This window comes from Terribacillus saccharophilus (genome assembly GCF_046592895.1).
Lineage (GTDB): Bacteria > Bacillota > Bacilli > Bacillales > Amphibacillaceae > Terribacillus > Terribacillus saccharophilus_D.
On the sequence record NZ_JAWVPU010000004.1, the window covers coordinates 44,000 to 56,568 of the forward strand.

12 protein-coding genes are annotated in these 12,569 nt (G+C 44.4%); 1 reads left to right on the forward strand and 11 read right to left on the reverse strand.

The window, feature by feature from the left end; translation table 11 throughout:
- Positions 1–22: 22 nt before the first annotated feature.
- From SFC66_RS13015 to solA, 11 genes are all read right to left on the reverse strand, one after another.
- Positions 23–1,012 carry a Bug family tripartite tricarboxylate transporter substrate binding protein gene (locus tag SFC66_RS13015; protein ID WP_411219167.1) on the reverse strand — a complete coding sequence of 330 codons (990 nt, stop codon included), beginning with the start codon at positions 1,010–1,012 and terminating at the stop codon, positions 23–25.
- A 30-nt stretch (positions 1,013–1,042) separates the two neighbouring features.
- Positions 1,043–2,053 (reverse strand): mannonate dehydratase, encoded by a 1,011-nt coding sequence (locus SFC66_RS13020; protein ID WP_411219168.1) that lies wholly within the window; start codon positions 2,051–2,053, stop codon positions 1,043–1,045.
- 353 nt (positions 2,054–2,406) lie between these two features.
- The gene (locus SFC66_RS13025; protein ID WP_411219169.1) at positions 2,407–2,778 is read right to left on the reverse strand and encodes a DUF2513 domain-containing protein; all 372 of its coding nucleotides are present in this window, start codon (positions 2,776–2,778) and stop codon (positions 2,407–2,409) included.
- An 87-nt stretch (positions 2,779–2,865) separates the two neighbouring features.
- Complete coding sequence (locus SFC66_RS13030) at positions 2,866–3,942, reverse strand: ABC transporter ATP-binding protein (protein ID WP_411219170.1); 1,077 nt, start codon at positions 3,940–3,942, stop codon at positions 2,866–2,868.
- Positions 3,939–5,645 carry an ABC transporter permease gene (locus SFC66_RS13035; RefSeq protein ID WP_411219171.1) on the reverse strand — a complete coding sequence of 569 codons (1,707 nt, stop codon included), beginning with the start codon at positions 5,643–5,645 and terminating at the stop codon, positions 3,939–3,941. Before SFC66_RS13035 ends, SFC66_RS13030 begins: the two co-directional genes overlap by 4 nt.
- A gap of 17 nt (positions 5,646–5,662) precedes the next feature.
- Positions 5,663–6,682, reverse strand: a complete 1,020-nt coding sequence (locus SFC66_RS13040; RefSeq protein ID WP_411219172.1) for an ABC transporter substrate-binding protein — start codon at positions 6,680–6,682, stop codon at positions 5,663–5,665.
- A 13-nt stretch (positions 6,683–6,695) separates the two neighbouring features.
- Positions 6,696–7,484, reverse strand: a complete 789-nt coding sequence (gene surE, locus SFC66_RS13045; RefSeq protein ID WP_411219173.1) for a 5'/3'-nucleotidase SurE — start codon at positions 7,482–7,484, stop codon at positions 6,696–6,698.
- Between the two features lie 689 nt (positions 7,485–8,173).
- Positions 8,174–8,953 carry a nucleotidyltransferase domain-containing protein gene (locus SFC66_RS13050; RefSeq protein ID WP_411219174.1) on the reverse strand — a complete coding sequence of 260 codons (780 nt, stop codon included), beginning with the start codon at positions 8,951–8,953 and terminating at the stop codon, positions 8,174–8,176.
- Positions 8,954–9,038: 85 nt separating this feature from the next.
- Entirely contained in the window at positions 9,039–10,544 is a 1,506-nt protein-coding gene (locus SFC66_RS13055) for a murein hydrolase activator EnvC family protein (protein WP_411219175.1), read from the reverse strand.
- A 218-nt stretch (positions 10,545–10,762) separates the two neighbouring features.
- The gene (locus SFC66_RS13060; protein ID WP_411219176.1) at positions 10,763–10,933 is read right to left on the reverse strand and encodes a hypothetical protein; all 171 of its coding nucleotides are present in this window, start codon (positions 10,931–10,933) and stop codon (positions 10,763–10,765) included.
- 162 nt (positions 10,934–11,095) lie between these two features.
- On the reverse strand, positions 11,096–12,262 hold the full coding sequence (solA, locus tag SFC66_RS13065) for an N-methyl-L-tryptophan oxidase (protein ID WP_411219177.1): 1,167 nt from the start codon (positions 12,260–12,262) through the stop codon (positions 11,096–11,098).
- Between the two features lie 144 nt (positions 12,263–12,406).
- Here solA and SFC66_RS13070 point away from each other — a divergent pair, with 144 nt between their 5' ends.
- Positions 12,407–12,535 carry a hypothetical protein gene (locus SFC66_RS13070; protein ID WP_411219178.1) on the forward strand — a complete coding sequence of 43 codons (129 nt, stop codon included), beginning with the start codon at positions 12,407–12,409 and terminating at the stop codon, positions 12,533–12,535.
- Positions 12,536–12,569: the final 34 nt, after the last annotated feature.

Below are 12,569 nucleotides of genomic sequence, written 5' to 3' on the forward strand. Positions count from 1 at the left end.
CCTAAAGAACCGGCTGACACAGTTACCAGCCTAACAATGGCTTTAATGATTCAATGTCTGTTTGATCTTTTTCCAGTAATGCCTTATACGTTTCTCCATCCATGTAGGAAGCTTGCGTTCCGATTTTCTTCATATCTTCAATATGGTCTGGATTATTAACGGATTTCTCCAGAGCACTTTCCAGTTTCTCAATCATCTCCGGATCTACATCGGCAGGTGCCACGAGACCACGAGTGGATTGCTGGATAATTTCACCGTAACCAGCTTCTTCCACAGTCGGAACATCCGGAAGGTAAGGGGACTTTTCCGCTGCTGTGACAGCTGCTATCTTAAGTTGTTTCTCCTGATGCATCGGATAAGCCTCACCTACGCTGGAAATCAGTACATCCACGTGTCCGCCAAGAAATGCAGCTCTTGATTTTGACGTTCCTTCAAACTGCACTGCTTTGAATTTTGTTCCAAGTTCTTCGTTCAATTTCAGTGTGACTAAATGGTCATCCCCGGCAATACCGGTAGCGGTTGTTGTCACTTCATGCTCTTTTGCATATTCGATCAGCTCATTGAAGTCCGAGAAACGCTCATCATCCACGCGAATCGCAACAACTCCTGGATCTGCCACATGGTTGCCTATGAACGTATAATCATCCAATGTAACCTGCGTTTCCATTGTCGGATTAACCAATCCTGATGCTATATTGGGGGAATTCAAGAATCCGATGGTATAGCCGTCCGGCTTTGCATTCGCAATTTCGTTCCAGCCTACCCAGCCGCCTCCACCAGGCTGGTTGATTATATTCACCGCCACTCCCAATTCATCTTCTAGATAAGGCTGTAATGTACGGGCGGTAGTATCTGTCCCTCCGCCTGCATCATAAGAAACGATGATACTTATTGGCTTCTTTGGATAATCACTAGATTCTGCACCAGTGTCCGAGGAAGAGCTGCTGGCACAGCCAGCAAGGATAGCGAACAGGAATAGACCGGCTAAAATAAATCCTATTTTCTTTTTCATTACAACATCCCCCTATATAGTAAAAGTTTATCAACCAGTGAATTCATGCAGCGCAGCTATCAGAGCTTTGATATATCCGATAGAATAAGCAAATCCTATACTAGAATGACGCCAGCCAACATTGGAATGTGAAAAATGCTCCATCGAGTCCGGCTGATCCCCTTCTAGGATCGTGACATGATCCGGGTTCAGACAGCCGTTGAATCCGACTTTTTTCAACTCCAGTAGAAGGCTGCACATGTTTAGATCACCATCATCCAACAATGCTTCCTCAAATGCCTTGGCAGTAGCCAAACTCCCGCGAACATTACGAAAATGCACTAGAAAGATGCGGTCTTTCCGACCATAATGTGAAATTTCATCTCGAACAAGTGCTCCACCGCCCTCTTCAGCACGTGTACCGATACAGTAAATGAATCCCACATTCTGATTTGGAAACTCGTCTATGATACGGTGATAGCCCATGCCGCCGAAAGGGCTTTTCGGATGTGGGGGATCTGAAGGATGCATGCCAACCTTCACTTCATAGTCCTGAGCAACAGGTATGATGTGGCGGTACACGTCCCGATATCTTTCCCTCCACTTCTCCAACTCTTCATGCGAGATATCTGGATTTTTCCCATGCAGTAAACTTTCTCCCCTGGCAATCGCCCCTCCCCTTTGGTAGCCAATATAAGGCTCCGAAAGATTATGGAAAACATCACCCTCAAACCGTTGCCTGACTATTTTCATACCTGCTTCCCCAAACACCTTGACCGAATTGATAGCGCTTTCAATTATATGTTCTGCATTTTCTCCATCTCGCATATAAGCCGCGGAGATATTCGGCAGCGTCACTCGATTAATATCCAGACCGAATGACCGGATCCTTCTCTTTTCCTTCAACAAAGAATCCAAATCCGGAAAACCCTCTTCTTTTACACCAGGAAAGGATGAGCCATTACCAAAATCGATACAGTCAACTCCCAATTGACTCATCTGTTTCAAGTCTCTATCTGTAAGAGCGAATGAATTGGCAGTTACAGATACCTTCATAACCATCAGAAATCCCCTCCCAATTAAGTAAGCGTTATCAAATCATCCTGAACATCCACCCTTTTTAGATGCAGTCTTACTTGAAGCGTCCTTTTGTAATACAAATATACAATTCAATTTTCATACATTATATTATCCTAGACATCGATCAAGTGCAAGTGAATTTTAAAATTTCAGAATTATGTTTCAAATATGAAATACAATCTATTTTTTTTATAACTGGATTTCTTACATCCTATGTGTCTTAGATTGGTATAACCTTAATTAAATGCAAAAAACCAGCTTTTATTGCGTGGCGCTGGTTTTTGCTATATACTTCTTGCTGAAGTACAGGTATTTCTCTTTGTTTTCCTTATTATTCATTCAGATCCAAAAAATGCCTCCGCCGCTTTTGCTGCTTGTTTGCGTAAGACAGAAAAGGGGATACTGCCTTTTTCTTTCCTCATCTTGTGGAGCAGCTGCTGCCAGACTTCTTCATTTCGGATGCTGTCCAGCAATTCATGTCCTTCCCATGTCAGTCCGTAAATAAGCAGCTCCTCTTCCTCTTCTTCTTCATCAAATACTGCTTCCAGCTTGATCAATTTCGCTTCTTTCATCAGCTGCAGATGGTAATTCATCTCCTCTTCGGAATACTCATCTTCTTCTGTCACTTCCAGCGCAAAACCGCCTTCTGTATACTCTGATTCGATGTCCAGCAAGAGATTCCTGATTAAAGACATATCACGTTTCAAAGGCCTCACCTCTACTCCTTTATTTCTGCCTCTTATAAGATATTCCTTCAAAAAAAGACTCCCTTCCTGAGGGAGTCTGGAGATTTTTCATTTCAATACAAGTTGCTTATTTTCAAAAACAGCGGCATCTGATCCGAGCACTTGCAAGGTCACATCATCGCCTTCCTGCCATGCGGATTCAGCGATGGGAAGAGATACCTGGACTTCCTGGTTCTGTACTTGGACGACATAATGCCTTTCTGTACCTTGAAACTGACTTAAGATGATGCGGCCCTTCAATCCATCTGCTTCGGCTGATATCAACTGCCACTCCTCAGGTCTGACCGGGAAAAGCTGTTTTTGTTTTAATTGTTCTGAAACCCCTTTGTCACGCCATCGATAACTGCTTCCTTCAGGAATGAAATAATCATCTTCCCATTTTCCGGCCATTAAATTTGCCTTGCCGACGAATGTTGCTACAAAGGGCGTTTCGGGACACTGGTAAATTTCCTCGGGTCCTGCTGCCTGCTCAATCCTACCATGCTGCATGACAAGCACTCGATCAGCCATCGCCAGTGCCTCTCCTTGATCATGTGTGACATAGATGATCGTAGCACCAAGCTTTTTGTGAATTTGCTTGATTTCCTTTCGCATACTGACCCGTAATTCCGCATCCAATGCACTCAGCGGTTCATCCATGAGCAACATATCAGGTTCCGGAGCAATGGCCCGCGCCAAGGCTACACGCTGCTGCTGCCCTCCTGATAAAGCAGCAGGATAACGCTTTCTGAAGGATTCCATCCCGACCAGTTCCAGTACTTCTGACACTCTTTCTGCTTGTTCCGCTACAGTGCGTTTTTTGGCAAATCGGTGGTTTTTCAAGGCAAAATGCACATGCTCTTCCACTGTCATATGCGGCCAAAGGGCAAAGGATTGGAACACCATTCCTATATTCCTGTTTTCAGGCTTGCTGGCGTTCCTACTATTGGCAACTTCCGTTTCACCAAATGAAATTCTACCGGCAGATGGTTTCATGAAACCGGCAAGCAACCGGAGCAACGTTGTCTTACCGCAGCCGGAAGGACCGAGTATGGCCAGGAATTCCCCATCTTGTATCGTCAGGTCGACTTGACTCAATGCTGCCGTTTTCCCATAATGTTTTTCTAGTCCCTGCAATATAATCACAGTCTTTTCCCCCTTTGTTTCCATTTACGCTGCATGACGAGGTAGGATATGCCGCAAAGCAGGATCGCCAATACAATCAATGAAGAAAATGCTGTCGAGTACGTGCTGTAGCCCGCTTGCTCAAAGCTGAAAATGATCACACCAACTGTCTCGGCTCCGCTGGACCACAGCATGCTCGATACAGTGAGCTCAGTCAAAGACGTAAGGAATACAAGTAATGCACCGCTTAAGACACCAGGCAGGATCAATGGGAGAATGATCTGTCTCCATCTGGTGAAGTAGTTCGCGCCATTTGTCCGGGCTGCTTCCTCCATTCGCACATCAAGCTGGGTAAAAGCCGTATAGCTGCCCCGGAACTGCAGGACAAAAAAGCGGGTGATGTACGCAATCAAAAGGATAGCCGGTGTACCGTATACACCCGGATACCACCCCGGCAATGGCTGCATCCACATCAAAATGATGCAAAGCGCCAGTACAGTACCTGGAAGTGCATAAGGCGTCGTGATGATTGCTTCCATCACTTTGGGCAATTTGCCTGTATTGGTCGAACGGTAATATGCAAACAATGTACCAAAAACCAAACAAATAGCGGCAGTGATGACACCAAGTAACAGACTGTTTCCTAGAGAACGAAGCACTTTTTCATCTTCCAATAAAATATAGCGATAATTTTCCAAGGACAAATTCTGCCAACTAAGATCAATTCCATACGCTTGAAGCAGACTGACTGCAGCCATTGCCAAAAACGGCACCAGGCTCGTTCCTAACAGAAAGATCCATAGAATTGCCTCCATCAATTTGCGGCGGCCAGATCTTAGTTCGATGCGAGGTTCGTCATCTGGTACTGTCGTTTCGGTCACCTTGCTTCTTCGGACAAACCATAATTGGACCAGTGTGCCAGCTATCGCAACAATACCAAGCAGCACGGAAAGAACAGCCGCCCTGCTGAAAGCACTTGGTCCATATCCGATGACTTGTTCATAAATATAAGTGCTCAGCACACGGATGTTTGCTGGTATCCCCAGAAAAGCAGGTACTCCGAAATTATCCAGATTAGACAGGAAAGCCAGCAAGCCGCCGCTGCAGATTCCTGGAAGAGCCATCGGCAGGATCACTTTCCTCCAGCTTGTGAAACGTGATGCACCCGAAACGGAAGCAGCAAGTTCTGCATCACGCGGGATTCTTCTGAAAACTTGTACTGTCATTAAATAAACGAGCGGATAATGTGATATGCCGAGTACAAAAATGATACCGCCAACGCTGTATAAATTGGGAATCATCCAATCCGGCATCCACCCAAGCGGACCAGATTCACTGAAGAACTGCACCCAAGCAAGCGTCGTAATATAAGATGGGATGATGAATGGCAAATAGATGAACAGCTGCATCACAGACTTGCCCCGGATATTTGTGTATGCCATCACAGCAGCCATCGAAATTCCAAGCAGCATTGATAAAACCGTGCTTCCAGCTACAGTATAAAGGGTATTTCCAAGCGTTTTCCAAGTCACCGATTCTTTCAGCACTTCGGAATATGTACTTATAGTCAGACTTTCACCGGAAGTGAAGCTCATGAAAAGAAGGCGTATTATCGGCAGCAGAAAAAAGAACACTAGGATTAGCAAGCCGATCAGTATAGGTAGCTTGCGGAAGGAGGAAAATCCCCCTTCTGCAAGCTTCCTAGGTTTCATAGCCAGTTGCATGGTTGCCCTCCTTCTGCTTATTTCCCGAATATATCCTCAAATTGTTGTTTATCTTTATTACGAGATGTATACAATGCTTCCGTATCTGCTTGCAGCACAGTCATCTCATCATAAGTCTTCAATCCTTCAGGTGCTTCGATTCCTTCGCGGATCGGCGTGTATCCCAAGTCCGCAGACAGCTCCTGACCTTCATCGGATAATACATAATCGACAAAAGCTTCCGCTGCTGCGACATTACTCGCATCCTTGGTAATACCGATTGGTTCGGTGATCACCGGTACACCCTCCTCCGGATAAACTAGTTCCACTGGAGAACCGTCAGCTTTAGCCCTGGCAGCAAGATAGTCAACGATCACACCATATTGTTTCTCACCGGACGCAACCGATTTCAACACATCACCATTACCTTTGACAACCGATGTTCCTTGGCTTTTCAGTTTTTCGTAAAATTCCCAGCCAAAATCATCTTGTCTGGTCAATACACCGAGATTATACGCAGCTGCCCCGGAGTAGAGAGGACTTGGCATGACAACCTGATCTTTGGCATTGTCCTCCGTCAGCGCGCTCCAGCTTACAGGGACATCTCCCGACTCCGTATTCGCTGCAATGCCTGTCGCCATGATTTTCGTACCAGTATAATAATGGTCCTTATCCTTAAATTCATCTGGTACGCCGTCCAATTCCCCTGACTCATATGCCTGCAGCATATCTTGTTCTTTCAAATCTTCAAATGTCACACTATCCGCCACAAGCAGAACATCCGCTTGTATATCCCCTGCCATCTTTTCGGCGTTCAACTTGGAGATAACCTCTTCCGTACCAGAACGATACGTTTCCACTGTCACTTCAGGGTAGCGCTTCTCAAAGCCTTCCACCAATTTCTGTGCATCCGCATCAGGCTGGGATGTATAGAAGCTGAGTGTGCCGGCTATTTCACCGTCCGATGCCCCTGCAGTACTTCCGGCATCATCCTGTCCGCACGCAGTCAGTGCAAGCAGCACTGTTCCCATGAAACCTGCCATCCATTTTCTTTTCATCCCAATCTCTCCTTTAATCAGTAGTATTTGTCTCCATGGACTTGAACCAGCGTTCCACCTGTTCCTGTCTTCGTTTGAAATGCGGCCGCAGCTCGATCGGTGAAACAGTTATGTATCCTTCTTTCAGCAATGGATAATCACTCGACGGATGAAACGGCTCCAATTCCTGCAGCTGATCCTTTTGCCAATAATACATTTCTCCATGCGGATCATGCATCCCGACAAATCGATACCTCGATACACTCATATCCATCGGCAATACCTGAATTCCTTTAAATTCACGTTTATCAATATTCGGAAGATTGACATTCAGTAAGCTGACTGATTTGGTTTTGTGCTGAAGCAGGACTTCAGCAACCTGGTAGAATAGTGTTTTGATTTTGGAATAGTTGACATTGTGCGGTGATCTGCTGTTGAGACTGACGAAAACAGCCGGGATATTATATAGAGAAGCTTCCACCGCAGCAGTCATAGTGCCCGAATAATATATATCCCGCCCAAGGTTGGGCCCAAAATTAATTCCAGAGAATAAGAAATCCGGTCTATCCGGCAGCAGCACCTCCACTCCAAGCTTTACACAATCGGCTGGAGAGCCATTCAGACTCCAAGCACCAGCTACACCTGGAAAATGATGCATCTCTTTTACACGTACAGGCTGACGCATGCTGTTATATGGATTGACTGCACTAGAATCCTGGTCGGGGCACACAACAAAAACTTCCCCAAAATGCTGCAGCGTTTCAATCATCGCTTCAACGCCCGGTGAGAAAATCCCATCCTCATTCGTAACCAGAATCTTCATTTGGCATCTCCTTCACAAGCGTAAAGCCTGTTAAGCTGTTCCAGTGCCCCGCGTCTTAAGATAATTGACGAAAATTGTTTCATTCTCACAGCATTACTCCTTTCATTTGTTCCTATATTGTTAACTTTACAAGCAGTTTGTGAAGCTAGTGTTTAAAGTTTTGTGAAGTTATGTTTAATTGTTGTAAAACTAAGAGCATTGCGGATATCGCTCAAAACCCATGAAGTCAGTCTTTGCACAAGTAAAGAAGTATCCTTTTGTAAACCATTTACAATAAAAACACAAAGAGGACATTTCTATAGAAATATCCTCCTAACCCTGTAAAACAGCCATTATTTACCTACTCTATATTCTATCAAAATGCATATTATACTAATTTTCCACATATTATTAACAGTATATTCAATTTAGTCTGTATACATTCTGCATCTAATATGAGAAAATTGCATTAGAAACATAATTTGATAGGTTAGGAAGTGTGTTCGATGCTTTTTAAAATTGTTCGAGAAGCGAACGGAACGAAAACCTACCTAAAACATTCCAACTCAACTTCAGATGTTTTGTTCCGTGACGAAACGGAAGCAACAGAATTAATGGAAAAGCTTAATGCACAGACTATCAATAGCGTGCAGTGGTCAGTTCAAGCTTGCATAGATTAGAAGCCATATCCTTGATGGATATGGCTTCTTTTATTCATTTACAAGGAATTTGTCGATTATCAGTTTTTGATAAAGCCGATAGATTTCCTGTCTCTCATTTCCGCATAGATGCTCTTCTATAAAGGAATATTCATTTTCGAGCAGCTGCATTATTGCTGTTGCTGCTTTTTGATGGTGTTCAGGAGTCACATTTTTCAAGACTTCATGGAATCTGTTGTAAATCTGCTGCGGCAGCAGCTGTTTTACTCGCTTCAACCCTAGCTGCGCTTGTTGCGGGCAATAGTGATGCAACAGCATTCTGGCAAGTGGTTCTAACACCTGATGCAGCATTGCAGCTGCCCACACGCCGTTGCCTCTAAGTGCAGCCTTGCGGTATTGAAACAAAAACCATATCAAATCTATCATCTGATCGCCATATTCTTGTTTTGTCATCGTAAGTGTTTGTGATGACCTGAACTGCTCCAGCACTTGATCAGGGTCAAAAAGGACATGAAAATAATCACTTTGCTTGAACGTTTTTTCAGTGACAGTGAACAAATCCACATGCAGGAGGTTATCATAGACGACTATCAGCTGCGGCGCGATGATAAAAAGTTCCTCGCTGTAGAGGACTTCTTTATAACCGGAAAGTAAAGTCAGCCTCTTTGGCAGAAATAAATCTACATCCTCTTCATTCAGCAAACAATACAAATCTATGTCAGAGTACGGATCTCCTTCTCCCCTTCCAAAAGACCCTTTCAAAAATACTGCTTTTACTTCCTGCTCACGCGAGAGAATTCTGGTTAATTCCTCAATTGCGGCTTGTTGCATCAAACCCACCCCCATATATTCCCATAACTTTACACTAGCCAATAAAAAAATCCAACACCCATTTCGGGGTGCTGGATATCAAAATTTAATTCAAATAAGGAACTGGATTAACTGCATTTGATTTGCTGCCATTCCAAGGACCTGTGTGCAATTCGAAGTGAAGATGCTGTCCCTGGGACATGCCAGTGTTACCCATTGTTCCGATCTGCTGACCTTGAGACACACGATCGCCGGCACTCACATTCATTGATGTCAGATGAGCATACACTGTTGTATACGTCTTGCCATCGATGGAATGCGTCACAAAAATCACATTTCCATAGCTGGAAGAATAATAGGCTTGTGAAACCGTTCCGGAAGCCGCAGCCCAAATCGGTACATTGGATCCGCGCTTCGCAATATCGATTCCGTAATGGAAAGTGCCCCACCTTGGTCCAAAACCAGACGTTATACTGCCTGGTGCAGGCGTGATGAAAGAAGCACTTGATGCTGGTGCTTGGGACGTTGTCTGCTTGTCCTGTTTTGGCGCAGAGCTTTGCTGCTTTTTAGCAGGTGCTCGGTTGGACGCTGGCTGCTTTTCAGCTTTTGGCTGTTTTTCAGCAGTTTCTTGCTTCGGCGTTTGCGGTGCTTTTGGTTCAATTGCTGCAGAAGGTGTTTTTGCTGGAGCTGATTCTGGCGCAGGCTCCGCTTCCTGTTCACCTTGGGCGGCAGCTTCTTCTTCCGCTGCTAAAATAGCAGCTTCCTCCTGCTTTGCCCGCTCAGCCTCTTCGGCCTGTTGACGTTCTGCTTCCTTGCGTGCTTCTTCCTCGGCTTTCTGTTCATCACGATACGCTACTTCAGCCGCGATTGCTTCCTCTTGAGCTGCAAGCAAGTTAGCTTCCTCGCTCAAACTGACAAGCTCCTCAGAAGTCACATCATACTCCTCCATGACATCTGCGATCAGCTTATCTTTCTCTTCTTGCTGTTCCGTTAGTGCCTGCTTTGTCTCTTCCAGAACTACTGCCTGATTCTCTACACGCGTCAATTTTGTCTGATGATCAGATTTCTTCGACTCCACGTCGTTCAGATCCTGTTGCTGGGCATCCATCAAATCCTGATCTGCCCCCATGATCGTACTGACAGCATCGACTCTATTCAGGAAATCCGAAAAACTCTTCGATTCCATGATGACATCCAAATAGCTTATCTGCCCGCCGCTCTTTTGCAAGGAATGGATCCTGTCCTTCAGAAGGACATGGCGTTCTTCGATGCGGACTTCCAAGTCGGCGATTTCAGTCTCAAGCGTTTCAATATCTTTTTCCAATCCAGAAATCTCGTTCTCTGTGTCTGTCAGTTTTGTATTTGTCTCTCCGATTTCTCCGTCGATCTTTTCCAATTCAGTCCGGAGTTTTTCTGCTGCCGCCTGCAAATCATCCTGTTTTTTTGATTTATCTGATTGCAGCTTATCATTGTCTGATTTTTTCCGTTCGACTTCATCTCTTTGTTCATCCAAATCTTCATAGGCATATGCAACATTTCCTGATACCGGCATGACTAGCGCAGCAGATCCGATCACTGCAGCCAAACCAATATGCAGCCATTTTTTTCTCAATTGTGTTCCCCCTGTGAATCTATTTTTTTGTTCATGATCGCCTGGTATGATTTATCTGTTATGAATATAGAAAATAAAGTAATCTCCGGAAATAGTATACTATACGAAAGTGTGACAAAACATTACAAAAATATTTCAATTGCATAGGTCGAATATGCAAACAGATTAGCTTTTCTGTAGAAAATTAAAAAAGCATACACAAGATTGTGCATGCTTTGTCATAAAACAAATAATACAATGAAAGAGACAATATAAATTATTGCCAAGAATATTGCTAAAATCGTGAATGGCACTCGCATCTGCTTACTTTTAACAGCTCCGTATATCAAGAGCCCGACAGTCAACAATGCAACCGCCAATATCAGAATCAAACGCACGCCTGGTGGCATGATACAGCATCTCCTTACAAAAAATAATCTATTCCCTTATTATAGCATGACATAGAGACCCACTGCCGTCATTTATGTCCATTCCTTAACAAAACGCTAAAAGATGCTCGCACATGATGTGTCATCACCTGCAACTGATCATCTGCTGTTTAAACCATCCACTCAGAATCTGCTAAGACGAAAAGGCGTCATATCCACTGTCAATTCCTTTTCAAGCACCATCTCACTCAAAGTTTCACCTACTGCACTGGCAAATTTGAAACCATGACCTGAAAACCCTAAAGCAAACATGACCTCAGGATAATCCGGATGATGGTCGACGATAAAATCTTCATCTGGTGTCATGCTGTACATGCATGTTTTTCCTTCCCGCAGCCGAAAGCTCCCCTTGCCCATGTAGCGGGATAAAAAGTGCTGCAATTCTTCTGCATCATCATTTTGGAAGGGCTCGCGCTTGTGGTCGGGGTGTATTGGTGCACCCGTGTCATGACGTCCAATCTTGAGACCTGCCCCATTGATATCCGGAAAACCGTAATATGTACCAATATCAGTATCGAAACTAAAACAAGGAAACATACTTTCCTGGAAGATAACATCTGCATCCAGCCATGCGAAAGTCTTTCGGATGACTGTGATCGGCAGCTGCAAGCCAAGCTGAGCCAATAATTCGCTCCCCCACGCTCCAGCTGTGATAATAAGTTTCTTCGCCTCATACATCTTTTCCTGTGTTTTCACATGGACATTGCCTTGCTTGATTTGGACCTTTTGGACTCGCTGGCCCCCTGCAAACTTTGCCCCGTAGGAACCAGCAAGCTTCTTATAACCATTCAGGATAGAATCTGTGAGCAGATACCCAGCCTCTTTTTCAAATGCTCCGATAAAATCATCTGGCAAAGTCAAACCAGCCCAACGCTTATTCACTTGATCAGCAGAAAGCTCCTCCACGCCCAAAGCATATTTGCTTCCGCTTTTTAAAACATTCTGAATGAAAGGACTGGAATATGGCCCGCTGTTCAGGACACCAGTCTCCACCAAGATATCCTGACCAAGTTCCTGCTCTAAATCTCTCCATAGCTTTTTTGCACGGAGCGCAAATGGTACATATGCTTCTCCTTCTCCGTACGCATAGCGGATGATCCGGGTTTCCCCGTGATGACTTCCGTGTACATGCGGAGGATGGTAGCTATCCAGCATCAACACATTTTGCCCTTTTTTCGCAAGTTGATAGCCTGCACTCATCCCCATTGTTCCTGCTCCGATAATGATGCAATCATATGTCATAATTTTCACCTCAGCAATCGATATAACAAGCATAACGAAAGCGTCCATTGCGAACAAGTTCCATTTATGTAATGATTACCTGCTTTTTTACTAGTATAAAGGTTGCGTTTATGTGCCATCATACTGGAAGTGATCAAAATTCAAATAGGAGTGAAATCCTAGAAAGCGAGTGTATGAAATTTGGATAATGAAATGGATAAAGCTATCCAATATATAGATCAGACGCTGGCAGAAGGGCAATTCGACCCGATGATGCGTGTGGAATTACTGGAAATGAAACAAAGGCTGGAACGATTGACGAATCAGGATAAAAGTCCCTAAAATGGCTTTAGGACAGCATTTTCAGCTTCTCTGG

What these genes read in the sequence shown, in the direction of transcription:
- surE (WP_411219173.1), bottom strand. Translation starts at nt 7,484, where the DNA reads ATGAAGATTCTGGTTACGAATGAGGATGGGATTTTCTCACCGGGCGTT.
- SFC66_RS13035 (WP_411219171.1), bottom strand. Translation starts at nt 5,645, where the DNA reads ATGCAACTGGCTATGAAACCTAGGAAGCTTGCAGAAGGGGGATTTTCC.
- SFC66_RS13050 (WP_411219174.1), bottom strand. Translation starts at nt 8,953, where the DNA reads ATGCAACAAGCCGCAATTGAGGAATTAACCAGAATTCTCTCGCGTGAG.
- solA (WP_411219177.1), bottom strand. Translation starts at nt 12,262, where the DNA reads ATGGACGCTTTCGTTATGCTTGTTATATCGATTGCTGAGGTGAAAATT.
- SFC66_RS13070 (WP_411219178.1), top strand. Translation starts at nt 12,407, where the DNA reads ATGGATAAAGCTATCCAATATATAGATCAGACGCTGGCAGAAGGGCAA.
- SFC66_RS13060 (WP_411219176.1), bottom strand. Translation starts at nt 10,933, where the DNA reads ATGCCACCAGGCGTGCGTTTGATTCTGATATTGGCGGTTGCATTGTTG.
- SFC66_RS13020 (WP_411219168.1), bottom strand. Translation starts at nt 2,053, where the DNA reads ATGGTTATGAAGGTATCTGTAACTGCCAATTCATTCGCTCTTACAGAT.
- SFC66_RS13040 (WP_411219172.1), bottom strand. Translation starts at nt 6,682, where the DNA reads ATGAAAAGAAAATGGATGGCAGGTTTCATGGGAACAGTGCTGCTTGCA.
- SFC66_RS13015 (WP_411219167.1), bottom strand. Translation starts at nt 1,012, where the DNA reads ATGAAAAAGAAAATAGGATTTATTTTAGCCGGTCTATTCCTGTTCGCT.